This is a genomic window from Pedobacter sp. W3I1, from assembly GCF_030816015.1.
Taxonomy (GTDB): Bacteria; Bacteroidota; Bacteroidia; order Sphingobacteriales; family Sphingobacteriaceae; genus Pedobacter.
This window is the reverse complement of the sequence record NZ_JAUSXN010000001.1, coordinates 5,500,541-5,526,680: the sequence shown is the minus strand read 5'-3', so window position 1 is coordinate 5,526,680 and position 26,140 is coordinate 5,500,541. Positions and strand designations below refer to the sequence as shown.

At 42.1% G+C, this 26,140-nt stretch carries 17 protein-coding genes; 13 read left to right on the top strand and 4 right to left on the bottom strand.

The window, feature by feature from the left end:
- Positions 1-155: 155 nt before the first annotated feature.
- Complete coding sequence (locus QF042_RS22585) at positions 156-326, bottom strand: hypothetical protein (protein ID WP_307532424.1); 171 nt, start codon at positions 324-326, stop codon at positions 156-158.
- 518 nt (positions 327-844) lie between these two features.
- Between QF042_RS22585 and QF042_RS22580 the strand changes: the two genes are divergently transcribed.
- The 10 genes from QF042_RS22580 to katG all read left to right on the top strand — a co-directional run bounded on the left by QF042_RS22580 (position 845) and on the right by katG (position 15,735).
- Positions 845-1,180, top strand: a complete 336-nt coding sequence (locus QF042_RS22580; RefSeq protein WP_307532423.1) for a helix-turn-helix transcriptional regulator — start codon at positions 845-847, stop codon at positions 1,178-1,180.
- Positions 1,167-1,646: an SRPBCC domain-containing protein gene (locus QF042_RS22575; RefSeq protein WP_307532422.1), complete on the top strand. Its 480-nt coding sequence runs from the start codon at positions 1,167-1,169 to the stop codon at positions 1,644-1,646. Before QF042_RS22580 ends, QF042_RS22575 begins: the two co-directional genes overlap by 14 nt.
- Positions 1,647-1,650: 4 nt before the next feature.
- On the top strand, positions 1,651-2,154 hold the full coding sequence (locus QF042_RS22570) for an SRPBCC domain-containing protein (RefSeq protein ID WP_307532421.1): 504 nt from the start codon (positions 1,651-1,653) through the stop codon (positions 2,152-2,154).
- A 787-nt stretch (positions 2,155-2,941) separates the two neighbouring features.
- Positions 2,942-4,285, top strand: a complete 1,344-nt coding sequence (locus QF042_RS22565) for a serine/threonine-protein kinase (RefSeq protein ID WP_307532420.1) — start codon at positions 2,942-2,944, stop codon at positions 4,283-4,285.
- A 50-nt stretch (positions 4,286-4,335) separates the two neighbouring features.
- Positions 4,336-5,289, top strand: a complete 954-nt coding sequence (locus QF042_RS22560) for a hypothetical protein (protein WP_307532419.1) — start codon at positions 4,336-4,338, stop codon at positions 5,287-5,289.
- 94 nt (positions 5,290-5,383) lie between these two features.
- Positions 5,384-6,829 (top strand): PP2C family serine/threonine-protein phosphatase, encoded by a 1,446-nt coding sequence (locus tag QF042_RS22555; RefSeq protein ID WP_307532418.1) that lies wholly within the window; start codon positions 5,384-5,386, stop codon positions 6,827-6,829.
- Entirely contained in the window at positions 6,816-10,919 is a 4,104-nt protein-coding gene (locus QF042_RS22550) for an FtsW/RodA/SpoVE family cell cycle protein (RefSeq protein WP_307532417.1), read from the top strand. The genes QF042_RS22555 and QF042_RS22550 overlap by 14 nt, the downstream gene beginning before the upstream one ends.
- Before the next feature lie 107 nt (positions 10,920-11,026).
- A complete protein-coding gene (locus QF042_RS22545; protein WP_307532416.1) occupies positions 11,027-11,827 on the top strand; it encodes an FHA domain-containing protein in 801 nt (266 codons plus the stop codon).
- Entirely contained in the window at positions 11,820-13,205 is a 1,386-nt protein-coding gene (locus QF042_RS22540) for a serine/threonine-protein kinase (protein WP_307532415.1), read from the top strand. The genes QF042_RS22545 and QF042_RS22540 overlap by 8 nt, the downstream gene beginning before the upstream one ends.
- A gap of 253 nt (positions 13,206-13,458) precedes the next feature.
- A complete protein-coding gene (katG, locus tag QF042_RS22535) occupies positions 13,459-15,735 on the top strand; it encodes a catalase/peroxidase HPI (RefSeq protein WP_307532414.1) in 2,277 nt (758 codons plus the stop codon).
- 201 nt (positions 15,736-15,936) lie between these two features.
- On the opposite strand, the gene QF042_RS22530 is transcribed toward katG, so the two are convergent.
- The 3 genes from QF042_RS22530 to QF042_RS22520 all read right to left on the bottom strand — a co-directional run bounded on the left by QF042_RS22530 (position 15,937) and on the right by QF042_RS22520 (position 18,595).
- A complete protein-coding gene (locus tag QF042_RS22530; RefSeq protein ID WP_307532413.1) occupies positions 15,937-16,530 on the bottom strand; it encodes a porin family protein in 594 nt (197 codons plus the stop codon).
- A 282-nt stretch (positions 16,531-16,812) separates the two neighbouring features.
- Positions 16,813-17,577: a LytTR family DNA-binding domain-containing protein gene (locus QF042_RS22525; RefSeq protein ID WP_307532412.1), complete on the bottom strand. Its 765-nt coding sequence runs from the start codon at positions 17,575-17,577 to the stop codon at positions 16,813-16,815.
- Entirely contained in the window at positions 17,558-18,595 is a 1,038-nt protein-coding gene (locus QF042_RS22520; RefSeq protein WP_307532411.1) for a sensor histidine kinase, read from the bottom strand. Before QF042_RS22520 ends, QF042_RS22525 begins: the two co-directional genes overlap by 20 nt.
- A gap of 450 nt (positions 18,596-19,045) precedes the next feature.
- Here QF042_RS22520 and QF042_RS22515 point away from each other — a divergent pair, with 450 nt between their 5' ends.
- The 3 genes from QF042_RS22515 to QF042_RS22505 all read left to right on the top strand — a co-directional run bounded on the left by QF042_RS22515 (position 19,046) and on the right by QF042_RS22505 (position 25,271).
- A complete protein-coding gene (locus QF042_RS22515) occupies positions 19,046-19,774 on the top strand; it encodes a hypothetical protein (RefSeq protein WP_307532410.1) in 729 nt (242 codons plus the stop codon).
- 713 nt (positions 19,775-20,487) lie between these two features.
- The gene (locus QF042_RS22510; RefSeq protein WP_307532409.1) at positions 20,488-23,688 is read left to right on the top strand and encodes a TonB-dependent receptor; all 3,201 of its coding nucleotides are present in this window, start codon (positions 20,488-20,490) and stop codon (positions 23,686-23,688) included.
- Between the two features lie 26 nt (positions 23,689-23,714).
- Positions 23,715-25,271 carry a RagB/SusD family nutrient uptake outer membrane protein gene (locus QF042_RS22505; RefSeq protein ID WP_307532408.1) on the top strand — a complete coding sequence of 519 codons (1,557 nt, stop codon included), beginning with the start codon at positions 23,715-23,717 and terminating at the stop codon, positions 25,269-25,271.
- Positions 25,272-26,140 lie beyond the last annotated feature (869 nt).

Sequence of the window (26,140 nt, the reverse complement as noted above, 5' to 3'; positions counted from 1 at the left end):
GATAATTAGATTTTTTTAATTGATATTGTAATCTAGAAACAAACATTCGATCACACTATTAACTTTATTGACCTAAACAGCTTTAATAACTTACCAAATGGTTCGATTGAACCCCCCTCTACTCCACAAAAGGGAATTGAAATTCCCCCTTCTTTTTATAAATTAGACAACCTTTCTTCTTCATTATCAACATCTCTCTTTTGCATAATATCCGCTTTTAAATAAACAAACCTGATATGATCCAGGGTTAGCGTACTTAATCGTTCGTAAACCCTAATAATTAAAATATTGTAATTATTTACCAATCGAAGAATTAAAAGACCCATTTTTTAGGGCTTTTGATTCCTTAAATGGTAATTATGGCTGACAGCGTATACATATCTGAAAATTTAACGAAGACCAAATAGAGTTTTTAAAACTATTGGATGATAAGGAAATACAATTGTTTAAATGAAATAATAACAAAATGCTAATAACCTCGCTGTCGGACATTATAGGTGGGTGTCTGGAAACTCTTCCAATTATGAAGTTTTTAGTGTTTCGCTCAAAGTTCTTGTAGAATTCGTCAACTATGCAGAGAATATCGGTAACTTTATCGTATGTAATCATGCTTTTTGTAAAGTTAAATATTTGAATTTCAGATACTTAAATATAAGTATTTACTGGCATGATTACAATTTTCTTAAAAATAATTATCGAACTCAGGTTAAAAGGTTTCATTTATACGTCAAGCCTTATTTTCACCCCAGAGCAACTGACAATTTTTAGACTTCAAAAATAAATAAGTATTTACTTGCGCAAGTAAATACTTGCGCTTATATTTGCAAGCATATACTTGCGTATTATGGAAACAAGAAGAGACGTATTTCAAGCGATTGCCGACCCAACCCGAAGGCATATCATAGGCATGTTATCCAAAGAGCCACTAAATGTAAATGCGATTGCCGAAAAATTCGATATGACCAGACAAGCCGTTTCTCTCCATGTAAAAATATTGGAAGACTGTGGATTAGTTGCCATTAACCAGCGAGGAAGGGAACGATTTTGCGAAGCAAAATTAGACCAGCTAAATGAAGTGAGCAATTGGATTGAAGAATCACGAAAACAATGGAATTCCAGATTTGACAGATTAGACAATTTTTTAAAAGAAATTAAAGCTAAAAACAATGGAGAAAAGTAAAGAATTATTAATTACACATCTGTTTGATGCACCACAAGAGTTGGTTTTTAACGCGTGGACAGATCCTGAAAAACTTCAGCATTGGTATGCACCCAGCGGTTGCACCATAGCGTTTAAATGGATTAATGCTGTACAAGGCGGTGGATTTCATTCCTGTATCCACGATCCTGTACATGGCGACTGTTGGATCATCGGAGATTATCTCGAGGCTAAATTTCCCGAAAAACTAGTGTTTACTATGACACTTTCTAACGAACGGGGCGAAGTTGTAAATGCCAACGCAGCCTCAAAACCAGAAGATTGGCCACAAACTATTATCACAACAGTTACATTCGAGCCGGTTGGAAATCAAACTAAACTCACACTTCATCAAACGGTTGATGAAGCCCAGGCAAAAAACACCGGGGCTTATCAAAGTTGGTTCAGTATGTTCGATCGTTTGCAAATGATATTAACCCAAAAATAGTCTTATGAAAAATGAAACTTTAATTATTACGAGAACTTTCGATGCTCCTCAGGAACAAGTTTTTAACGCTTTCAGCAATGTCGAAGCTTTAAATGCCTGGTGGGGCCCTGTGCAAATGAAAAACACGGTCATCAGTTTGGATTTTAAAGTAGGAGGCATCTTCCATTATAAAATGGAAGGACATGGCCAGGTAAATTATGCGAGATTTTTATATACCGAAATTAATCCTTTCTCTAAATTAGTTTTCAGGCTTGCATTTGTTGATGAAGAAATCAATATTATTCCACCTCCCTTTCCGATTAAATTCCCAATGGAAATTCTTTATGATTTCAAATTCGAGGAAACCAACGGAAAGACCACAATGACGATGACGGGAGTACCTGTGAACGGAACAGCTGAAGAGATTGAAGGTTTTATCGGACTGAACGAGAGTATGCAACAAGGTTTTGGCGCTTCATTAGATCATTTGGAAACTTATCTGAAGGGAGACGTGATTACCCATCCATAAAACTGATAGTAATCTTCAATATCCTAGAATTGGCTTTTAGTTGTTAGAGCCGAATCTGCAGTACTATCTGAATGGGACTTAACAGAGAATGGAGACCCATCATCTGGTATAACTAAATTACCTGGAAATGCAATAAACACATCATTGGAAAAAATAGATTATATCTGCAATAAGGGATGCTTTTATTCCCTTGTTGCAGATCAAACCTTAATTTAATTTTAGCTAATTATTCAAAATTTAAGGCTATCGAAAAAGGTCAAGGTGTTCGACTATGATCTTCTCAATCCACTGGAATCAGTATCAGAAATTAGTGATAAAAACTAAAATCCTGCAAATCATTGATTTGTGGGATTTTGTGTTTGGTGGGCTTTTTCGACGAGATAACACATATACGAGGTGGTTAAGTGGTGAGTCGGACTACGAAAGTTTCGGACCCACCGCTTTGAACCATAAATCCATTAATTTCTAGCTAAGGTAGTTAGAATAAAAAGTTCACGAATCACATAGAAACCTAATCATAATCGGTGAGCGCGTGACAGCCAAAACTTTGGCGAATGATTTTTCAGGAAAAGCAAGAAATTGTGAAAATTGGCAGAAATTTTTAGAGAACACAACAAAGAAATGGCAGAATTAGTGGGAATAGCGTTCGCACTATGATTTGTTGCGTTACCAGCCTGGGTTCTGGCACAATAATGGCTTCGTGAATAAGATAGGAAACTGAAGCCTCGATCACATTTAAATTATTATTTGGCAACAAAAAATCCCTATAATTGTTACTAGGAGAAATATGAGTAAAGTATTTACAATTACAGAAGGGCTGGAGAATTTAGGAGCGCTGCGAACGGGCGGACAGGGATCGGTATATAAAGGGAAACGCATAGGTGCCATTTACTCCGCAGTAAAATTAATCCCTACGCCAATATACACCGAGGACCGCGATGATAAAAATTACCGCAATTTTGAAAACGAGGTAGCAAAGTTGCTTAAGGTAAATGAGAATCCCAGTCCGAATGTGGTAAAAATGCTCAGTTTCGGCATAACCGAAAGCGGATCCTTCCCATTTATAGAAATGGAATACATAGAAGGGCCTGACCTTTGCGAGCTGCTCCAACCCCCTCACCAAAAGATCTTTACGCTAAGCGAAATTATAAAAGTAGCACAACACCTGGCTGCTGCCCTTGAGCACTGTCATAAACTTGGGGTAAAACATGGCGACGTGAAGAGCAATAATGTTAAATACAATTTGCACACAGCCAACTATGTACTACTGGATTTTGGACTGGCCATTATGAGTGAGGAGCAGCGTAGAAGCAGTATCCGGCATGCAGGTGCGGTGGAGTTTATGGCGCCAGAACAAAATGAAGGCAAAATGCTTCTGCAAACCGATGTGTACAGTTATGGCATCATCTTATATGAATTACTTGGAGGTCAGGTTCCCTTTCCCTTGCCTGGAAATAGCGATACCGGGCGTAATTCGGTAATGATCGGTCATATGGAGAGCGAAGTGCCTGATGTAGTGGGTCTGCGCCAGGCAAACCTACCCACAGGCTGGACCGAGGAACAGAAAATTCAGGAAATGCAGGTTCCGGATTGGCTCCTGAAACTGATCGGGAAATGCCTGCAGAAGGATCCTATGCTGAGGTACAGCGATGGAATGGCCTTGCATGAAGCGGTGCTTAGCGGAAGCTTATCAGGCAATGCTTTACCCATAGACAACACAGCTATAGATCTGCTCAAAACGGAGAACGAAGCGCTCCGCAAACAGGTATCGGCATTAGAAAGTATAGCGCAGGCCCCGGAAAGAAAAGGCATACTGTTGCCTCATTTTGCGTTTGCCCTGATGATCATCTCCATTATCGGATTGATCGCTTTCCTGGGTTATTCCCAGTTTGGCAGCAAGCCACAGGCACAACAAGTTGTACAGCCCATTGATTCGATCCCACCGGCAGTTGATACCACAGCGCAGGAAAGAAAGAGATTGGCGAAGCAGCGGAAGCTGGCTGAAGCAGCGGCAACAAAGCGGATGGTGGATAGTGCAATTAACGCGGAGATCAAAAAAGCCAGAGATAAAGCTGCCGATAGTACAGAAGACCTTAACCCTGATACTTCAGTTAGCCCTGTACAGTTTTAATTTTTTAAAAAAAACAATTGCCCTTAACCGCCGCATAGGCACCCTAACTTATGGAAACAAAATCAAATTTCTGGCAGCGTATTGGTATTCAGGATTGGTTTCTAACCGATGAAAACAAGAGCAGTGGCCAAAAAGCACCGCAACTCACTCCGGAAACCATCTACAGCTTTATCGTGGATAAATTTAAGGAGTCTATCAGGGAATTATCTTTTGCCGATCGCATCGTTTTTTATCATGAATTTATTATCACCTTCAACGCTGAAGATTACCGTGAATTTATAGATAATAAGCAGGGGATTTTGGGGTTGATTGTACAGGAAACAGTCAAAAAATTCTATGCAATTTTAAGGGAACACCGGCAAGCCGGGAAAAATGTGGAACCATCCGGCTCAAAATGGGTATTCCGGTTGGTATCACATCCGGATTACGCAAGGGGCGATAAGGGTTTTATCGGAAAACTGCTGCCTGACAACAATCAGAAATCGGAAAATCTGCGGGTAACATTTATTCCCCGCCAGACCGGTATTGCGCAGACATTCGATATCAACAACGACATTTTAAAGGGTTTTACTTACTACAGCGAAGGTTATATGGAAATCCCCTACGATGCGCAATTGGAATATGTTGATGGTAATACCAATACTTCCCATGACCAGGCTGTTATTGGCCGGCTGGAAGCCATCATACCCGACAAGCAGTTTTCAGGCAAAAAAATCGAGTTCCTGATTAAAACAGAAGATACCATCGTTTCCGGAAACGATGACGAACGTGAAGATTCCAATATTTTCAAGATCGCCTCAGAATGGGCCAATTCACCACACCTGCACATCCGCTACAACAAAACAGACGGTAATTTCTATTTAGCCTCTCTCGGCGAACTTACTACTTTAAACGAGGTGTTGGTACCACGCAGCGAAATCAATTCACCACAATGGGTTTCTTTGCCGCTGAACTCCAGGATGTTGCTCAACGGTATCATCGGTATAAACCTATTTAAATCCTAACATATGTCGCAACTTCTGTCAATTTTATTGTTAGCACTGGTCGTTGCGCTGATGATCGTTCATTTTAAAGACATTAAAAATTCCCGTAATAAAAATGGATAAACACTTTTTTGGCCTCACAGACACCGGCAAATCCAGAGACAACAACGAGGACAGCTTTATTGTTAAGTCCCTCACCAGCGATCAGTTGATTTTGGCAGCTGTAATAGATGGCGTGGGTGGCTATCATGGCGGCGAGGTAGCAGCAGGTATTGCAACCGAACAGATTTCGATGCAATTTTCCGGTCGTCCAGCCGATCCAATATCACAGATGATCAGGGCGTTCAGGAATACCAATGAAATGATCGTGGCCAAAAAGCAAACCGCAACAGACCTTTCTGAAATGGCTTGCGTGGCTACTATGGTAATTGCGGATATTGAGCACAATCAATTTTATTATGCGCACGTTGGCGATACCCGGTTATACCTGCTACGGGACGGATCGCTGATCAAAATCTCTAAAGACCATTCATTTGTGGGTTTTCTGGAAGATTCGGGAAGATTAGATGAGGCCGCTGCCATGCAGCATCCAAAACGCAATGAAATTAATAAGGCGATCGGTTTCAGTGATCAGATCGCGACCGATGAGAGTTATATTGAAACCGGTCAATCTCCTTTCCTGCCGGGCGATCTCCTCTTATTATGCAGTGATGGGCTGACCGATATGGTAAACAGGCAGGATATTACCACTCTGCTTCTCCAGGGAGATACACTGGCTAAAAAAGCAGGCAATCTCATCGCGCTTGCCAATGAAAATGGCGGTCGTGACAACATCACCGTTGTGTTGCTGCAGAACAACAAAGCGCCTCAAAAGGTAAACCCCACCAGGCCAGACTATAGACAACAGGCCCAGGCAGTAGTAGGAGCAGAAAGAAATGAGAGCATACGGCCGCCTGAAAATCCAGAACCGGCAACTCATGCAGCGCCCAAAAGAAATTACCGGTTCACCGCGCTCGTTATTTTATGCCTCATCCTTCTGGGCACCACCATATGGATGTACCTGCAGCGCCAGCACGCAGCAGCCCCTGTTTCAACACTAAATCCATCACCAAAACAAAAAGTGAGAAATAGCCAGGAGCAGTTACTACAAGATGCATTTGACCATAGCCTGGGGGATACCCTGGTACTATCCGACTCAATTTTTAAAAGTCCGGTCTTGATCAGCGACACTTTACGTCTGCGGAAAGACACCCTGTATGTTGTCGCGAATGGCATTGTGCTGCAAGCGGATAGTGGATACAAAGGTGCAGCCATCACGATGCTGGCTCCATCCAGGCTAATGAAGCTGGACAGCCTGCAGTTTAAGGGCTTCGCTACTGCTATCGCCATTTCAAACCAGGCACTGTTACTCAAAAATGTCACTTTCACCAATTGTTTAATCCCTGTACAAAACAGCATCCATTTTCCTGATCGGAAACCGGTAAATGCAGAACTGATGAAGCTTAATCCACTAAAAGATAATACCCCTAAAACCGCAGATTCAAAAAATGGAACAGAATAAAGGAACTGCCAAAGTGAGCCGGGTTCAGGAAAGGATCTTCATATTAGCCACCGCAACCGTTCTCGCGCTCTTCTTCTATCAGTTATACGCGATCATTCAGCCCAGATTTGCAGAAGTTGCGCCACGCTTAAAAGCTGGCACGATGGTCAACCTGAATGCCGAAAAACCTGCCGGACATATCGCGAACTTACTTAAAAAAGGCTATTATTTCGAAGATCAGCGCGACATTGATCTGATCGAAAAAACCATTGCATCTGCAACACCTGATACCCGGCAACTCGACAACATCGGCGAAGTGAACAAACGCAGGTACTTTTTACCTGCAGAAGAGGCCTTTGCAAAAGGCGGTAGATCATTTAAAGCTAGGGTGCTGGCATCACGGGCATTGCTCGGTTATACGGGTGATGATTCGCTTAAATTCGATCAGGAGCAAAATAAACCCCGTCCGTATCCCTCCAGGGTAAATCTCGCCCTGGGTGAGCATGGTATCAGTGGGAAGATCATAGAAAATAATAAGGCAGCGCCAGGTGTACTGGTCCGTTTGGAAATGATTTTGCCGCAGGACAGTATTTACAACGACGAGCCGACAGAAACCATTAAAAATATAACTGAACAAGCAAATGGCATCACAAAGGTTTATACTTTGGATACGGCCGGTAAACGGAAATTACTGCAGCTTACCGCCTATGCCCGTACCGGTACTGCGGGAGAATTCACTTTTGCCAACCTGCCCGGCCACCAGGCATTCAAGATATTGCCTTTAAAACCAGGTTTTCAGTTTGGCGCCTCAAAGGGCGTACAAGACCTTGATGAAAATACGGTTTTCACATTTGAACAGCGTCCACATACAATAAAACTTTTCTCTACCAGGGACTTCAATATCCTTAAAAAGGAAAAATCACTGATCATCAGAACACCCGAAGAATTCAACAAGTGGTTTATGATCATCTGCGGAAGCCTGATTGGTGGATTTTTACTGCTCCACCTCATCCTGTCATGGAAATTCAGTACGGTCGATCAGGTCATATTGCCTGTAGTGATGATGCTTACGGGCATATCATTCCTGATGCTGCTGAGTTTGCAGGATCCGCTGCGCGACCGTTTTTTAGCTAAAGATTCCCTTCTATACCTGCTGATGGGTTTCGGGGCCATTTTATTGATGCTGTGCATTAAACTGCGCCGCTTCAATACCGATACCTGGGTTTATCGCCTGCTGTTATTTAAAAACATCCAATCAGCCGCAAACGGCTGGCCCTGGGCCTTTACTGCCATTGGATTACTGGCACTCACTATCCTGTTTGGAACCGGGCCGGAAGGAAGTGGCGTAAAGGTAAACCTGTTCGGATTTCAGCCTAGTGAAGTGGTGAAGTATCTGATCATTTTTTTTCTGGCAGGATTTTTTGCCGTAAACGAGAAACTGATCAGTGAATATATGAGCTGGAAAAAAAGATGGTCATTTTTCTCCTTTGCCCTATTGGCCATATTGTTGACCCTCATGTTATTTCTGATATTGGGAGACCTTGGTCCTGCGATGGTGGTTTGTTTCACCTTTATTGTACTATTCTCATTCTCCCGGGGCGATTTTATGTTCATGGCAGGCGCTATCGTGTTGTACGTATTGGCCTCATGGATTTTTGAAAACATATGGATATCCACCGGAATTACCTTGCTTTTGGTTGGTACGCTGATGTTTTTCGGGCGCAGGCAGCTCAGTGAGTCAGCCATTATGGTGCTGGTGATCATGTCGGCTTTTTTAACGATTGATCAGATTCCATATCTGGATCGCGTCTTCCCCGGGCCGGTACAGCGCCTGGGAGATCGGAAAGCAATCTGGCAGGATGCCTGGAACAATGAGGTTTATGGCGGCGACCAGGTGGCCAATGGCCTGTGGGCCATGTCTACAGGTGGCGCAACCGGCCAGGGCGTGGGCCAGGGCTTTGCCAAAACCATTCCTGAAGCACATACCGATATGATCTTACCTTCAATAGGTGAAGAATTTGGATTAACGGGTATGTTATGCATCTTCCTGCTGTTCCTGTTGTACCTGCACCGCTCCATTATTATCGGAAGGAGGACCGGATCACCATTTCTCTTTTATTTAAGTGCGGGGATCGGCGTATCCACCTTTGTACAGTTCCTGCTCATCGCAGGCGGTTCTACGGGAGCGCTACCGCTATCGGGGGTATCCTTACCCTTTCAAAGTTATGGGGGATCATCACTTGTACTCAATTTTTTAGCCGCCGGATTTTTAATGTCGGTATCTGCTGTCAGGGGCAGCGAAGTACAAATGCAGTATATCGCCAAAGCGCAGGACAAAAACCTGGTGCCGGCCTTAATTGCTGCCTGTTTGGGCATCCTTTTATTAGGCGCTAATGTAGCGGGTTATGTGCTGAACAACCGGAAATGGGTTGTACAGCCGGCCCTGGTAGCCGACCGTAGCGGCGCGAGAATGTTCAGTTACAATCCCCGTATCGCAATATTGATGAGCCGTTTAAAAGCCGGAACCATACACGACCGCAAGGGGATTTTAATGGCAACCAGCAACGTTGACAGTGTGAGGGCGCAACACTTTAAGCTCATTGGTGCAGGTATCCCGAATTACAATCTCGATTCTGCGGTACATCAGCGTTTAGACCGGTATTATCCTTTCGAAGAACAACTGTTTTTTTGGACAGGCGATGCCAATTCAGGCATATTTAACGGAAGTGTTAACGGCTATTTTGCAGATTATGAACACGCAGCCGAACTCCGCGGCTTTAAACTGCCTGTAAAGAGCTTTACCGTACTTGCCAAGCGATATAGCGAAAACCGTTTCCTTGCACGGGGAGTGAAGGAAATGACGGTCGTTAAAAAAGATTACGCTGCACTTTCTCCCTTACTCCTTGCCGGAATCAGCAGTAAAGAAGTAGAAGATTTTAAAAATAAAAACCGCGATGTACAGTTAACAATAGATGCCGGCCTGCAGACCAAAATACAAAAGTCAATTGCCCGGGATACATCACTATCGGATAACCGCGTTTCTGTAGTGATCATGGAAGCAGGTTCTGGTGATGTCCTTACTTCAGCCGTATATCCGCTGCCACCCATACATGATTGGGAACGGTTGACCATGACCAATGCAGAACAGAACCAGCTTTCGGGGTGGACAACGACCGCAGACCTTGGCTTTACTAATTTCACACAGCCAGGCTCAACCGCTAAGCTGATTACCGCCATGGCATCCTTCAATAAACTGGGCATGGCCGCTGCCGAAAAAAAATACCAGGTGGCCTCCTGGGAGCGTATCCGAACAAAAGGTATCGAGCCGGATGAAACGGGATGGATCGATCTGGAACGGGCGGTGGTGAAATCCAACAACGTCTATTTCATCAAACTTGCAAACCAGGAGCAGCTGCAGGAAAACATGGGCGAACTGTACTTAAAAACAGGCATGTTCCTGCATGGGGCCGGAGGATATTATTACAATAAACCCGGCGAAAACGCAGCACAGGAAGAAAAATGGAAACAGCTTTGGCGCAGAACCGAATTTAATACCAAACCAAAGTATGATCCCAACAATATCCGAAAGACTAGGGCAAAGGGAATTTCGGGGATGTCTTGGGGGCAGGGCGCACTTATTGCAACCCCAGCGGCAGTGGCAAGATTGGCTGCCGGGATTGCAAATAACGGAAACATGATTGCAAACAGGTTTGTACTTAAAGTAAGCGATCAGCCACAGGCGATAAAAACTGGTACGAAATTGGTAAACAATCCGGTATACGCCAGGCTGATGCAGGAGTATATGATCAAACAAAGCAGTCCAAAAGCGCAAACGCTTGGACTGGCCGTTGCCGGTAAAACAGGTACGCCGGAGCGGATCTGGAAGAAACAGCAGATTAATGATGGCTGGTATGTATTTTTTGCACCGACTGCAACGGGCAATGGTCATGTTGTAGTCTGTATACGAATTGAGGCGACCAAAGGATCATCGGACGCTGTACGATTGGCCGGCAGACATGTAATCCCGTTTTTAAAAGAGGGCGGCTATATCAAAAGTATTGTGCCATCGGCCAAAACGGATAACAATGCACCTGTACCGGAACTTAATTGAAGGGATGAAGCATTTTAACTCAAATCTATAGATGGTGTGGCTTCACCACAATTGGGAACATCAACATGATTTAAAATACAATAGCAAAGCACTAACAAAATATACAGATGAAAATGATATTCGACCTCTTCAAAAGCGCAAGTGGGGAACATCCCGATGATGTGAAGGGAATCAGGCACGCATTACTACAATTTGTAAAACAGGAATTACAAAAAGCGGAGGGCGGGGAAGGCGCAAATATCAAAGGTTTGGGTATTTTTATCCACTGCAGCCCTGCGGAGCGCCATGTGTATGAAGCTGCCGTGTTTACCGAGGATCCCGATCAATTAAAAAATGAGATACAACGCACCAGCGATGACTATTCCCTGGATCTGCCCTCGGGCTGGTCGCTCACAGTTGCTTTCGATGAAGCTTTTCCGGACGACGCGGTAGAAATGCAGCAGCTGCCGGTAGCCCTGTTGGTGAAAACCAAAACCCATTTTGTTAAGCAACAGGCAAAAGCCTACCTGAAAGCACTTAGCGGCAAGACTTTACAGCCAGTCTACGAAATAACTTCAGCGGGTGGAAAATACAATATCGGCAGAGATGAAAAGGCACAGTCTGATGAAGGTTATTTTCGCACCAACCACATTGCATTCCCATCAGAAAGTGATGATGAACGAAATAAGTACATCAGCAGACAGCATGCGCACATCGAATGGGATGCCAGCATAGCCAAATTTGTAATCTTTGCAGATGAAGGTGGAATACCACCCCGCAATAAGGTTAAACTGCGTTCAGCGCTTACCGAAAAGACAGTAAAACTCCATGCTACCCAGATCGGGCAGGAATTAGCCGAGGGAGATCAGATTATTTTAGGAGAATCGGTCGTATTGGAGTTTAGTTTTAAGCCGCAGCATCATGAGTAAAATTTTTACAATTGCAGAAGGGCTACAAAACCTGGGCGCATTAAAAACCGGTGGGCAGGGATCTGTTTACAAGGGAATGCGCATGGGGCCGGTTTATTCTGCCATCAAACTTATTCCTACACCGATCTACGTGGAAGATGAGACCGATAAAAACTACCGGAATTTTCTCAATGAAGTGAATAAGCTGCAGCAGGTAAATACCCATCCCAGCCCGAATGTGGTGAAGATACTCAGTTCGGGGATCACCGATAGCGGATCCTTTCCTTATATAGAAATGGAATACATCGAAGGCCCCGAACTTAGCGAACTGCTATTGCCTCCGCATCAAAAAGTTTTCACCGTTAAAGAACTGTTGAAAGTTGCGGAACAACTGGCTGCAGCACTTGCACACTGTCATCAGTTTGGGGTTAAACATGGCGATGTTAAAAGCAATAATGTAAAGTACAATATGCAGACCGCCAATTACGTGCTATTGGATTTTGGCCTGGCCATTATGAGTGAAGAGCAGCGCAGAACAAGCATTCGCCATGCCGGGGCAGTAGAATTTATGGCACCGGAACAGCATGAAGGAAAAATGCTGCTACAGACAGACATTTATAGTTACGGTATCATTCTGTATGAACTCCTGGCCGGGCAGGTTCCTTTTCCACTCGAAGGGGGAGGTGATACCGCCCGCAATACGGTCATGATATCACATCTTGAAAAGGAAATCCCGGATGCCATGTTACTGCGTAAAAGCAATCTGGAAAATACCTTTCAGGACGATATTCTGCATACGGAAATGCAGGTACCCCACTGGTTGATCGAGCTGATCGGGCGATGCCTGCAAAAGAATCCAGTTGAACGGTATGCCAATGGAATGGAACTGCAGAAGGCAGTTACTGCCGGGCTATTGTCTGCATCACAAGACATTGGGCGCACAGAAAACACCATACCCAATGAAGCCTTCCATTATGGCGCCTTATATGCTGAGACACAGCAAAAGAACGAAAAACTTGAAAAAGAGCTGGCCACATTAAAACCCCTGGCCCTGAAGGCTGGAATAAAATACAATATTTCGACTGGTGAATATCACCAGGAAAATTACATTCATGCGCCAAGAAAGGCTTTTTTAGGCTACGCTGCCGCCTGCACCTTAGTTGTTGCCTTTGTAGTTTACAGCTTAACTAAGACAGAAAACAATGTTCTTACCGCCTTGCCGGCAACCCCATACCGGTCGCCATTTGAAATCGCAAATCAGCAATACAGACAAGCGCTGCAAACAGCAAGGGAAGACAGTATCCGGAAAGCAAAAATGCAATGGACGCAGCAAGTAAAAGAAACGGAAAAAGCCAGGAAAAAGAGCGGAAAGAAAAAGAAATTTCTGGGAATATTCTGAGAAAGCCAGTTTCATCATACCCCAAGTTAAATACTTAATGGAGCTTTTTTATTTTAAGGAAGGGTTAACATAAGGTTAAATTTTATGAATCAAAGCCCTGGCATCCTCCTAAATTGCTGATATAGCATAGTAATAGATTCTAACTATTCCATTATAGAATTAAATGATTGTGATTAGTTCTTTCAATTCTCTAAATTTATAATAATCTGATAAAGTTTTAACAACGGATCGGATTTTACTAACAAATTGATATATGGAAAAAGAATCGAACGATATTAGCAAATGTCCGTTTCATAACGGCAGCATGAAGAGTAATGTAGGTGGTGGTGGTACCAGAAATGGCGACTGGTGGCCCAAGCAGTTAAAGTTGAGTATTTTACGCCAGCATTCCAGCTTATCCAACCCAATGGATGTTGAATTTAGTTATGCCGAAGCTTTTAAAAGTTTAGATTTAGCAGCATTAAAAGCAGATCTTCATGCGCTGATGACCGATTCGCAAGATTGGTGGCCGGCAGATTTTGGTCACTATGGAGGTTTATTTATCCGGATGGCATGGCACAGTGCCGGAACCTACAGAGTGGGCGATGGCCGTGGTGGTGCTGGTGCCGGATTACAACGTTTTGCGCCGCTGAACAGCTGGCCAGACAATGTGAGTCTGGATAAAGCTCGCAGATTACTTTGGCCAATTAAACAAAAATACGGGCGCAAAATTTCGTGGGCAGATTTAATGATCTTAACCGGTAATATTGCCTTAGAATCGATGGGTTTTAAAACCTTTGGCTTTGCCGGTGGGCGCGAAGATGTTTGGGAGGCTGATGAATCGGTATATTGGGGCTCAGAAACAACCTGGTTGGGTGGCGATCTTCGTTATGCACACGGATCTGACGGAGTAGATAAAGCACATGGTGTAGTGGTTACCGATGATGATGCCGATGGCGATGTGCACTCCCGTAATTTGGAAAAACCACTTGCAGCAGTGCAGATGGGATTAATATATGTAAACCCAGAGGGACCGGACGGAAACCCGGATCCGATTCTTGCCGCTAAAGATATCCGCGATACTTTTGGTCGCATGGCCATGGATGATGAAGAAACTGTGGCATTAATTGCGGGTGGGCACACCTTTGGTAAAACCCATGGCGCAGCTTCAGCGGATCATGTAGGCAAAGAGCCTGAAGCCGCTGGTATCGAAAACCAGGGTTTGGGATGGAACAATAGTTATGCTTCTGGCAAAGGTGCTGATACGATTACAAGTGGATTAGAAGTCACCTGGACCACAACACCAACGCAATGGAGCAATAATTTTTTCGAAAACTTGTTTGGATTTGAATGGGTATTATCGAAAAGCCCTGCGGGTGCACATCAGTGGACAGCTGTAAATGCAGCCGCCATTATTCCTGATGCATTTGATGGATCAAAAAAACACCTGCCAACGATGCTGACCACCGATCTTTCTTTAAGATTCGACCCGGCTTATGAAAAAATATCGAGACGTTTCTTAGAAAACCCTGATCAGTTTGCTGATGCATTTGCAAGGGCATGGTTTAAATTAACGCATCGCGATATGGGGCCTTTGGCGCGTTACCTGGGACCAGATGTGCCACAGGAAGAATTGCTTTGGCAAGATCCAATACCTGCCGTTAACCATGCATTGATCAACGAAAGTGATATTGCCGCATTAAAAGCAAAAGTATTGGCTTCAGGATTGAGTGTGGCCGAACTGGTGGCTACCGCCTGGGCTTCGGCTTCAACCTTCCGTGGTTCTGATAAGCGCGGTGGCGCTAATGGTGCACGGATCCGTTTGGCACCACAAAAAGATTGGGCTGTTAACAATCCCCTACAATTACAAAAAGTATTGGGCGTATTAGCGGGGATTCAAAATGAATTTAATGCAGCACAATTTGATGGCAAAAAAGTTTCCTTAGCCGATTTAATTGTACTGGCGGGCGCTGCTGCAGTAGAAAAAGCTGCCGCCACCGCCGGACATTCAGTTACAGTACCTTTTGCGCCAGGCCGGATGGATGCTTCGCAAGAACAAACCGATGTAGGATCCTTTGGTTATTTAGAGCCAGCTGCAGATGGTTTCCGTAACTACCGTAAATCAAAATCTCCCGTTTCTACAGAAGAATTCCTGATTGATAAAGCCCAGTTGCTTACTTTAACAGCACCTGAATTAACGGTGTTAGTAGGTGGTTTGCGTGCACTGGATACCAATTTCGACGGTTCTAAAAACGGTGTCTTAACTACAAGACCAGGTCAGCTTACCAACGATTTCTTTATAAATTTATTAGATATGGAAACCGCATGGAAAGCTGTTGCAGAAGATAAAGAACTTTATATCGGAAGCAGCCGCCTAACTGGTCAGCCAAAATGGACGGCGACCCGTGCAGATCTTGTATTCGGTTCTAATGCAGAATTAAGAGCAATTGCAGAAGTATACGCAAGTGCAGATGCACAAGGCAAATTCGTAAAAGACTTTGTAGCCACCTGGAATAAAGTAATGAATTTAGACCGTTTTGATTTAAATTAATTTTAAATACAGCGCAACATTCAAAGGCACCGAAAATTTCGGTGCCTTTTTTTTACAGTTATCTTAGCTGGTGAGTTTTGTGATCAACGTTAAACGCAAAGGTATCCACCACATGCGTTACATTTTTCAAAAAAAAACGGCTGCTTAGGGTAGCAACCGTTTTCTAATGGGTATAAAACTGAGTTTAAATTATAGTTAGGGCTAAAACATATAGAATAAGCTCGCCTGGGCAACATTGTTTTTCAGATCGGGGCTGATATTACCCAGTTTAAAATCGCCTACTTTCTGTAGTCCGGCAATATACCTTGCCCCAACACCAAAGCCGCTCCTTGTTTGGAAGCCGATGCCGCCTACAGCACCAATATCTAATTTTTTGGAAAAATCACTACCGTTTAAGCCTTGAAGATCTTCCTTTACACGGAAACCAACCTGGGTTCCGGCCTCAACATATAATCCGAACTTGGTTTTATATTTCAGTAGAACAGGAACACTTGCATAATACAGCTTGATATCCTGCCCGCCAAAAGTACTGCTGGTGGTTTTTGCGCCCTGAGTAGAAAACAGAAATTCTTGCTGGACAGAAAAACTGTCCGAAATCCTGAAATTCACAATCGCGCCCGCATGGAAACCAACAAGACCTTCTGTTTCGAAATTGGCATCGGTAAAATCACTGTAATTTACCCCTCCCTTTAGTCCAAAGCTTAGACGTTTAACAATATTTTTCATCATACTCTGACTATAAGCACCAGTAGATGCTAAAACAGAACAAATACAAACTAGGATCAACTTTTTCATTATCTTTTCTTTAATTTTTTTTGGTCGCCATGACCATTATTTTTTCTTTTATCAAAGGTGGATCTTTCATCCTTTCTTCTCAAGATAAATGATACCGAAGCGGGCAAAATAGCGGTTAAATAAACCGGTTAACCGTTTATGATTTTGAGACGAACCTTTATACTGTGCTTTGTTATTCTGTTCGAAAAAAATGATATATGGCGAAGCCACTTGCATTTAATTGTAGTGAACAAGTTGAAAAGTGTTTTGAATTGGAATATGGAGATCAGGTACGCTTGGGGGTTACATACTGGAGAGCCATTCAAGAAATTGTGTGGCCTTCGCCTTGCTCACAATCACTTTTTCATCAAATGGAATATTGAGATTAACCGAGAGCTTTCTGGAAAAGAAGCTGGATACATCAGTTATCGCTTTGCGGCAAATGAGAAACTGCCTGTTAGCACGGAAAAAGTGACTGCCCGACGATCTTTCCAGTTCATCGAGGTTTTTATTGGGGTAATAACAGGTTCCGGAAAAGGTGATCAAATGCGTAATCTCGTTCCTGACATAGAACATAGCAATGTCTTCTATCTTCACCGGGATAATTTTATCCTTGGCATGTACTAGAATAGAAGAAGCCTGATGGGTTTCTTTAAGCCCTAGCATCTGTAGCAGTGCGTCGTACTGGGGCGTTTGATCGGAAGAAAGTACCTTTTTTAGGTCTTGGTATTTTTGAAGTGCAGCACCAAGTATGCCAATAGTAAAGGGTTTAAGAATATAATCGATCCCATTGGCTTTAAACGCATCTAAGGCGTATTCATCATAAGCTGTACAGAAAATAACGGGAACTGACATTGGTTTGGCCACAAATATCTCAAAACTGAGCCCATCGCCTAGCTGTATGTCACTAAAAATAAGATCAGGCGCAATGGCTGATCCGAAATAATCGATAGATTCTTTCACCGACCTGAGTTGTACAATTTCCAAAGGGCCATTGGTCAGTTTCCTGATGTTTAGTTCAAGATCATGCGCAACCACTTCTTCATCTTCAATGATTACTATTTTCATTTTTTAACAGTTTAATGCTTACCGAAAATGACTGTTCATTCTCTTCTATGATGATATCATCGTTACAACACAGCCGATAGCGCTCAGCAAGATTGGCAAGGCCATAATTTGTAGATGGTGATTTTATCTTCTTTCGTTGGATGTTATTCTTGAATACCAGCCGTTCACCCGTCTCTATGACAGTGATATTTAATGGAGCCTGCTGCGTAAAATTGTTGTGTTTGATGGCATTTTCCAATAAGGGCTGAAGGGAAAACGACGGGAGATTGTAATTTTTAATATTCTCTTTGCTTATATCAATCGAGCAGTTTAAAGCCGTGCCGAAACGCATCCGCTGCATAGCCAGATAATTGTTCAGAAGCTCGAGTTCATCTTCCAGACTGGATACATTCGATGCATGACGGAAAACACAAGCCCTCAGGAAATTTGCCATGTGCACAATATAGGTATCAGCAGTATCGGTATCGCTATGATAAAGTGCTTTAAGTGTGTTCAGCGCATTGAATAAAAAATGTGGCTGAATCTGCTGTTTTAACAAGAGGTTGGCCGCTTCTGCATTTGCCGCCTTCAATCTCGAAAGTTCCAGTTCGCTTTGCAGTTTATGTTCGTAAAGCAGAACCGAATCGTGGAGGGTCAGAATCATGGTATTGATTACCAAGCCTGAGCCAACAAAGGCAAGAAATAACCCGCCATCCGAATACGACCATTGATTGTGTGCTGCATGGGCAAAAATTGGCCATACCAATAGATAAATGATGATACTGAAGGGATAGGTAATCAGATACCTGAGCACCCTGAACCTTCTTGGTTGAGTTTTGTAAACCCTGCTCAGGATAATCATGATAAACACATCAGCAAAGCCGATCAGCACGACGCCTAAAACAGTAAAAAAAGTAAAGTAGTGTATTTTTGGATTGTTTGAATTATGCGAGACGATAATATAAAAAATAATGCCTATAATGGCAGCCAGTAAGCAGCTAAGAAGATTTAACCGTTTTACCGGGAGTTGCGCTTTCATAGTAACAAATATACCTATTGACAGTGGAGTTAAAGCACATTCTTCAGTGAAGCGGGCAAAAAGCAGGTTGAAATGTAAATTTAAGGTTCTGGGGTGTTTTCGATCTGAAAAACAAAGCAGCTATGCCTATTGATAATTTCAGGTGGCCAACGTTTCAATTAGAATTTCTTATTTCTGTAAAATCCCGAAAATTCATTAGCTTTGTGGTATTCCTGATAAACGATCTTTTTTAATGTTTGGGAATTATGACAGCATATACCTACATATCATCTCCTTCACAGATTGCCTAATAGGCGGTAAAATAATGTAATTTGTTTTTATTTGATTGGTTGCCTTGAGGGCAGTTCAATTTGTTATTGCACAACATTTATTTTTCATTGAAGGGGTATATCCTTGCTCAAGGACGAATTGAGATCCACATTCAAGTAAAGGAAATTAAATGAAAGTCCGATGGACACATATGAATTGTCGTGCAGAATTAGAAGCGCACGACAGAAAAAACGGTTGGTAAAAGCAGACCGCGACAAACAATTAATCAGGCTGAGTAAAAGAAGATTGGAGCTTTGGATACAAAGACGTGCACTGCCCATGGTACCTCTTGAAAAGCCCTATCAAAGCGGCTGGAAAAGATATTTTGTACTCAGAGCAGATATTGCATTTAGCGTAAGAGCCGAGTTTTATACCACATTGCTTGCAAAGATCAATACAGTTGAATACCATCACGACAAAACATTTAAACCAAAAAAACGCCGTAAAGGAAGGTATGGATACGAAATCAAAAAGCAATTGCTGCGCGAACTCACGCCATATTTATGGGATAGCAGCAATTTAGACCTTACCGAACAGGAAAAAGCGTGTTTTAGTCAAGTGGAAATGTACAATGTTAAAACACGCCCACAGGAAATCAGGTATGTTTTTAACGAACCGTGGCGGTATAGGCTAAAAATTGTACCCAATATGGTTACACACAAAAAATTATTGGATACCGACCTTGTAAAAGAGTTGGATCTTATTAACAACCACATCGAACGTAATAATTTGGGCGGGCGCATACATTTATTAACCAATGGACGAAAGTATAACTTTTGGCGGTATTACCAGGGTTTGGCAAAATACAGTACGGTGAAGAAAATCCCGAAATACAGCACCAAGGAAGCATATTTGGAACTAGATTTTTAAATTTAATCAATAACCTAAAACAATTCTCAAACTTATTTGTCTTTTAATTTCATTAGTTTGTTTGGTTTAGTTTTATTGGTGGATGCGAATAAAACAAAATAATTAGCCTCATAGAAATATGAGGCTTTCTCGTTTATATACAGCAATAGTCCAAACACCATTGGTAATCGCAATGCGGTTCAATGTTATCTATAAGAAACCTGATGTGCTTCCTTTTGAAAAAAAACTAAATTTTTTTCATCTAATTCTTAGAAATAGACTTAAGTAGGTGAGACATAATGAATTCGGGCTGGGCCATTTTTTAATTACCTGGAATATTTATTCAAAAATTTTAGCACCTGTAAAAGTAATCATACTGTTATCGGATTTATGCGATAGCGTACCTGTAATAATCAAAATAATTATTCTTGATTTTGTGATAAAATATTTAATATTGAATTGATAAATCGATTTATCAACAACCAAATATGATGATGAGCTTAGGTATATTACTCGCCATGGTGCGTTATATGTCTGTGTAGTTTATTTGTGTGGAGTTTTTAACCTGTTTAAAAATACGATCTCCCATCACACAATTGCTTTTAACTCAAAGCCTTCTGATTAAAAATGATTATTGGCCATCAATTGTTTTTTATTGAATAATTGATAAAACGTTTTAGCTGCTAGCAGCTGAATTATATATTATTAACTAACCATTTACTAAACCTAAACCAATGAAAATCAATCTACTAAAGATTTCAGGGCTTTCTGTGCTTTTTTTGCTCAATAGCCCTGCTTTTTCGATGAATCTGGTTGCTGAAAAATCCGAGGGGTTTTTCGAGCTAAATATGCCTTTAGTGCATATCCAAAACCGAAAAGTAATTACAGGAACCGTATTAGACGAAAAAAACATGCCTATTCCGGGAGTGGGCATCAAAAACATTTCTTCAGGTAAAACTGCTGTAACTAATGAAGCTGGTAAATTCAGCATTGAGGGCAACCCAAACGAGGTGATCCGTTTTTCTTATGTGGGCTATCAAAATAAAGATATTACAGTAGGCAACGAAGCTAATATCAATGTTAAAATGACACCTGCCGAAGCCAATAAGTTAGATGAAGTAGTGGTAATTGGTTATGGATCGGTGAAAAAAACAGACCTTACCGGTTCTGTTGGCGTAGTAAAAGCCAGCGAACTACAAGAACGTCCGTCTTCATCGCTAAACCAGGCACTAGCTGGCCGTATTTCTGGCGTACAGGTAAACACCAACTCGGGTAGACCGGGCGGTCAGACTAATATTAAAATCCGTGGATTTAGTTCGATCAATACGAGTAACAATCCACTTTATGTGGTAGATGGTGTGGCTTTGCCAGTGGGCTCGCAAACGCAGAACAGTAACGCTATCGATTACATTAACCCCAGCGATATTGCTTCAGTAGAGGTGTTAAAGGATGCTTCTTCGACGGCCATATACGGTGCAAGGGGTGCAAATGGCGTAATTTTAATCACCACTAAAAAAGGAACTGCAAATGCCCAGCGTATAACTTATGATGCTGACTTTGGCGTAAATACATTGGCGGCACACCATGTTAAGATGCTTGATGCCTTCGAGTATGTTAAAGTGCAGGATCTCGCTTATGAGAATATTAAAGTTTACGATCCGGTAGGATGGGCAGCAGGCAGTTATGCATCTACACCCGTTCCAAAAGCAGCCAGGATTGCCTTGCCTCAGTTTTTCGATAGCAGTGGAAATCCATTATATAACACCGATTGGTTGAAAGAATCTACGCAGAACAAACTTTCCCAAAATCACCAGCTGGGTTTTACAGGTGGAAACGAAAATAGCACTTACGGTGTTTTTGCAGGCTATCGCGATGACCAGGGACTTTTACTAAACTCTTATTTAAAACGTTATTCGGGCAGATTTAATTTCGACAGTAAAATTAAACCATGGTTAAAGGTAGGCGGTAATTTAAGCTACAATAACCAGAATGAAAACATTGTTGATCAGGGAACAGGTGGATTAAATTCAGTTCGAATGATTACAGAAGCATTTCCTTTTCTACCAATTAAACTGGCAGATGGCAAGTGGGGCGATAATAAACTGATTCCATGGGCAGAGGGAGGCTCCAATCCGGTGCACATCTTAACCGATCAAAAATATGGAATGGTTACCCAAACTGCTTTGGGGAGCATTTATTCTACCATTAGCTTTAGCAAAGATTTAGAATTCCGTACCCAGTTAGGTGCCAATATTGTAAGCCGTAACATTAACGAGTACAATGCCAAACAATTATACGGTATCTCTGATGGACAGAATGGAACAGCCAATGTAACCGATGATAGAGAAACCTTCTGGTCACTGGAAAACTATTTAACCTATAACAAACGTTTTGCCGAATCGCACGCCATTAATGCGTTATTGGGTATCTCCTGGCAGGCCACCAATTTCTTTAGCAATACCAGCCATGCCGAGAATTTTGTAACTGATTTTTACGGAAACAATAATATGGGCTCTGGTAGCAAATCGATTACGGTAGGCTCTAGCCGCAACAGATCGGCTTTTAACTCTTATTTTGGCAGGTTAAACTATGCCTTTAAAGATAAATACCTGGTTACTTTTACGGGTAGGGTAGATGGGTCATCCAAATTTGGAGAGAACCATAAATTTGCCTTTTTTCCTTCAGCAGCATTGGCCTGGAAAGCTTCAGACGAAGATTTTCTTAAAGGAAACAAAACCATCTCTAATTTAAAATTAAGAACCAGTTATGGCTTAAGTGGTAACTCAGAGCTTCCTGCTTATCAGTCGTTAGCCACATTGGTTAATAACTCAGCCATTATTAATGATAGTAAGGTAACCGGTATTGGTATAGGCCGGTTGGCCAATCCTGATCTGGTTTGGGAAAAAACAGCACAGGTTGATGCGGGTTTAGAGCTTGGCTTATTTAACAATCGCATTAATTTAGAGGCCGATCTTTATTACAGAAAAACAACCGATATGTTATTGGATGCGCCAGTGCCACGTACCACAGGATACTCGGTGATCAGAAAAAACGTCGGGTCTATGCAGAACAAAGGTTTAGATTTGGGCATCAATACCGTAAACGTACAAACTGACGATTTTACCTGGAAAACCAGTTTCAATATCTCCCTTAACCGCAACAAGGTACTTTCATTGGCCACTCCTGATGATATTTTTGGTGTGGGTAACCCGAATTTCACTAATCAAACCGGTATTATCAGGGTTGGTGAGCCTGTGGGCTCATTCTGGGGTCTTGTACGTTTAGGAACCTGGAGCGAGGCCGAAAGGGCAGAAGCAGCTAAATTTGTAAGTTACCGCGGTGGTAAAACTTTGCTTCCGGGTGATATCAAATATTTAGATGTAAACGGCGATCATGCCATTACAGATGCCGACCGACAGATTATTGGTAACGGAACACCAAAAGGCTGGGGATCGTTTAGTAACTCATTCCGTTATAAAAACTTAGAGCTGATCGTAGAACTTCAATATTCTTATGGTAATGATGTGTTGAATATGACCCATCACTCGGGTGAAGACAGACAGGTACAGGCCAATAGTTTCGCCAGCGTGTTAAATGCCTGGACTCCCCAGAATCAGGATACACCAATTGCTGCAATCAGGGATCAGTCTGCCGGATATGTAACCAACGTAGATACACACTGGTTAGAAGATGGTTCTTTCATTCGTGGAAAAAACCTTCTACTAGGTTATACTTTTGATAAAACACTCGTCGAAAAATTACGCTTAAGCAAACTTCGTGTTTATGCATCTGTTCAGAATTTCTTCCTGGCCACCAAGTATACAGGTAACGACCCTGAGGTGACTACTTATGGAAATGTATTTGCACAAGGTCAAACATTTTTCGATTATCCAAAGCCAACTACTTTTATGGTCGGGTTAAACATTGGATTATAAACATTAACTAAAGAAAGGATATCAAAATGAAAATAAACATAAAAAATATCGCTGCTTTGTTGTTGCTAAGCGGTGCTATAATCGGGAACTCGGGATGTAAGAAGTTTTTAGATGAAACAGATCCCACCAATCTTTCGCCCAATAGTTTTTATACTTTACCAGAACATGCAGAAGCAGGTATTGCTGCTGTTTATGCAGAGATCAGGTTTATTGGAAACGGTGCCGGTATTTATTCCAACAACTGGCAGATGCTTGATGCACCAACCGGAATACAATCTACCGAAACAGCACAAAACTCCGACCTGAACAATTTGTACTCCCTAATTTATGATGGAACAAACCTTCATGTTAACCAAAACTGGAACGGTTTCTATAAAGTAATTGGCCAGGCCAACCTGGTGTTGGATAAAGTTCCGGGCATTAACCCAATGGACAATGCACAGAAAAAAAGGATTTTAGGAGAGGCATCTTTTATTAGAGCCTGGGCCTATTTTTACCTGGTACGTTTATGGGGCGATGTGCCTTTAATTACAAAACCGATTACCAGTCCTAACGATCCCAATTTTTCTCCTTCCCGTACACCACAAGAACAGGTTTACAAACTAATTGTTGATGATCTGGTTGCCGCAGAAGCGGCTGGTTTGCCTTTTATGGATGCAAGCGGACGTGTTTCTACTGCAGCAATTAAATCTGAACTGGCAAAAGTATATTTAACCATGGCCGGGCAACCCCTTAACAAAGGAGCGGCTTATTATAAATTAGCTGCAGATAAGGCCAAAGAGGTAATCGATTATTCAACCGGGAATCCAGCAGCACTTGGCCTGTTCCCGGGTTATGGAGCCCTGCATGATGCAAAGAATGACAATAAAGTAGAGCATTTGTTCGGAATCCAGTACAACGATGCTGCCGGATCTGGTAACCCCTTACAGTCATCTTATTTACCTTTACACCAGCCATTGGTTTCTAAAATTGATGGAATTGGAACGGCTATTCCAACCGCAAGTTTTTATGGCTCGTATGAGGCAGGAGATTTAAGGGCTAAAAACAGAGAAGGTTATTTCTTTACCGATTATTATACCGATGGATTTAAAATGCCGCTGATTAACCGTGGTAAGCCTTATGTTTTCAAACACTTTGATTTGATTGCTAATGGAACATTGGGGGTAGAAGGTACCAGCAGGAGCGATCTGAATATTCCACAGATCCGTTATGCCGAAACCTTATTAATTTATGCCGAAGCACAGAACAGGGCAGATGGTAGTCCGAATGTTGCGGCCTATGCTGCGGTAAATGCCATACGGAAAAGAGCACAATTGGCTGATCTTGCAGGTTTGAGCCAAACGCAATTTGAAGAAGCGGTTTGGAGAGAACGCTGGCACGAGCTGTGTTACGAAGGCATTACCTGGTTTGATATGGTCCGCTTGCGTAAAGTGTACAATGAAACCACCAATGGTTTTGATAATTTTGTTGGCCACATTAATAAAAGTGTGAACCAGCCTTTGCAAACCAAACACCTATTGTTCCCAATTCCTACTTCCGAAATCAAAAACAATCCTAACCTGACCCCAAATCCGGGTTATTAGTAAGGGTATGCTAAGGGTCAGTGTTACACCAACCATAAATAATGTTTTAGCAAAACGGGTGCCCGATATATTCAGGCACCCGTTTTTTTTCAATAGAAAAATCGTCATTATAAGGAGGAACGACGAAGCAATCTTTCGTTCAAGCCAACAAGATCTGTGTTTATCTGTCCCATCTGTGGTTAATACACCAAAAAAGATCCTTCGACTGCGCTCAGGATGACAAACGCATAGTATTCTGTATTTCTATAAGCTTCCATGGCTAACAATTAAACGATGCCGCTAATAAGATCTATGTTTATCTGTTCCATCTGTAGTTAAATACACCAAAAAGATCCTTCGACTCCGCTCAGGATAACAAATTACAAAAATTGGGCGTCATTTCGACTGAAGCGTAGCGGAATGGAGAAATCTTTGAACTATGTTAAAGATCTCTCCACTGTGGTCGAGATGCCGATACCTCACAACCTGTAACCATCACTCCAATATTTTTCTAAAATCTAACCCCTCAAGATGACAAAGGCGTAGGCATTCCGTGTTCTCTGTGCCTCCATGGCTAACGATTAAAATGCATGTTAATAAAATCTGTTTTGTCTTGTTGTCTGGGGTAATGAAGGCAATAAAGTATAAAACTGAAATTAATTACATCGTTGTAAATGCAATCTAAGGCACATTTTTAGCTTATTTGAATCATAGCCCTTTACATCGGGCACTACAGATTTTTATATTAGATAAAATAAGTCTAACCAAACTATTCATGTTCAAGAGTCAACCAAGGCGTCCATTTGCTGCCATTCATTTTTTTTCAGGCTAATTCCATTTGATTTCAGCAGCCAGTTTGCCATTTAACTATTGTGATCTAAATTTTGCAC

Excerpts from the sequence above, each read along its gene's own strand:
- QF042_RS22585 (WP_307532424.1), bottom strand. The coding sequence starts at position 326 with ATGGGTCTTTTAATTCTTCGATTGGTAAATAATTACAATATTTTAATT.
- QF042_RS22580 (WP_307532423.1), top strand. The coding sequence starts at position 845 with ATGGAAACAAGAAGAGACGTATTTCAAGCGATTGCCGACCCAACCCGA.
- QF042_RS22575 (WP_307532422.1), top strand. The coding sequence starts at position 1,167 with ATGGAGAAAAGTAAAGAATTATTAATTACACATCTGTTTGATGCACCA.
- QF042_RS22570 (WP_307532421.1), top strand. The coding sequence starts at position 1,651 with ATGAAAAATGAAACTTTAATTATTACGAGAACTTTCGATGCTCCTCAG.
- QF042_RS22565 (WP_307532420.1), top strand. The coding sequence starts at position 2,942 with ATGAGTAAAGTATTTACAATTACAGAAGGGCTGGAGAATTTAGGAGCG.
- QF042_RS22560 (WP_307532419.1), top strand. The coding sequence starts at position 4,336 with ATGGAAACAAAATCAAATTTCTGGCAGCGTATTGGTATTCAGGATTGG.
- QF042_RS22555 (WP_307532418.1), top strand. The coding sequence starts at position 5,384 with ATGGATAAACACTTTTTTGGCCTCACAGACACCGGCAAATCCAGAGAC.
- QF042_RS22550 (WP_307532417.1), top strand. The coding sequence starts at position 6,816 with ATGGAACAGAATAAAGGAACTGCCAAAGTGAGCCGGGTTCAGGAAAGG.
- QF042_RS22545 (WP_307532416.1), top strand. The coding sequence starts at position 11,027 with ATGAAAATGATATTCGACCTCTTCAAAAGCGCAAGTGGGGAACATCCC.
- QF042_RS22540 (WP_307532415.1), top strand. The coding sequence starts at position 11,820 with ATGAGTAAAATTTTTACAATTGCAGAAGGGCTACAAAACCTGGGCGCA.
- katG (WP_307532414.1), top strand. The coding sequence starts at position 13,459 with ATGGAAAAAGAATCGAACGATATTAGCAAATGTCCGTTTCATAACGGC.
- QF042_RS22530 (WP_307532413.1), bottom strand. The coding sequence starts at position 16,530 with ATGAAAAAGTTGATCCTAGTTTGTATTTGTTCTGTTTTAGCATCTACT.
- QF042_RS22525 (WP_307532412.1), bottom strand. The coding sequence starts at position 17,577 with ATGAAAATAGTAATCATTGAAGATGAAGAAGTGGTTGCGCATGATCTT.
- QF042_RS22520 (WP_307532411.1), bottom strand. The coding sequence starts at position 18,595 with ATGAAAGCGCAACTCCCGGTAAAACGGTTAAATCTTCTTAGCTGCTTA.
- QF042_RS22515 (WP_307532410.1), top strand. The coding sequence starts at position 19,046 with ATGGACACATATGAATTGTCGTGCAGAATTAGAAGCGCACGACAGAAA.
- QF042_RS22510 (WP_307532409.1), top strand. The coding sequence starts at position 20,488 with ATGAAAATCAATCTACTAAAGATTTCAGGGCTTTCTGTGCTTTTTTTG.
- QF042_RS22505 (WP_307532408.1), top strand. The coding sequence starts at position 23,715 with ATGAAAATAAACATAAAAAATATCGCTGCTTTGTTGTTGCTAAGCGGT.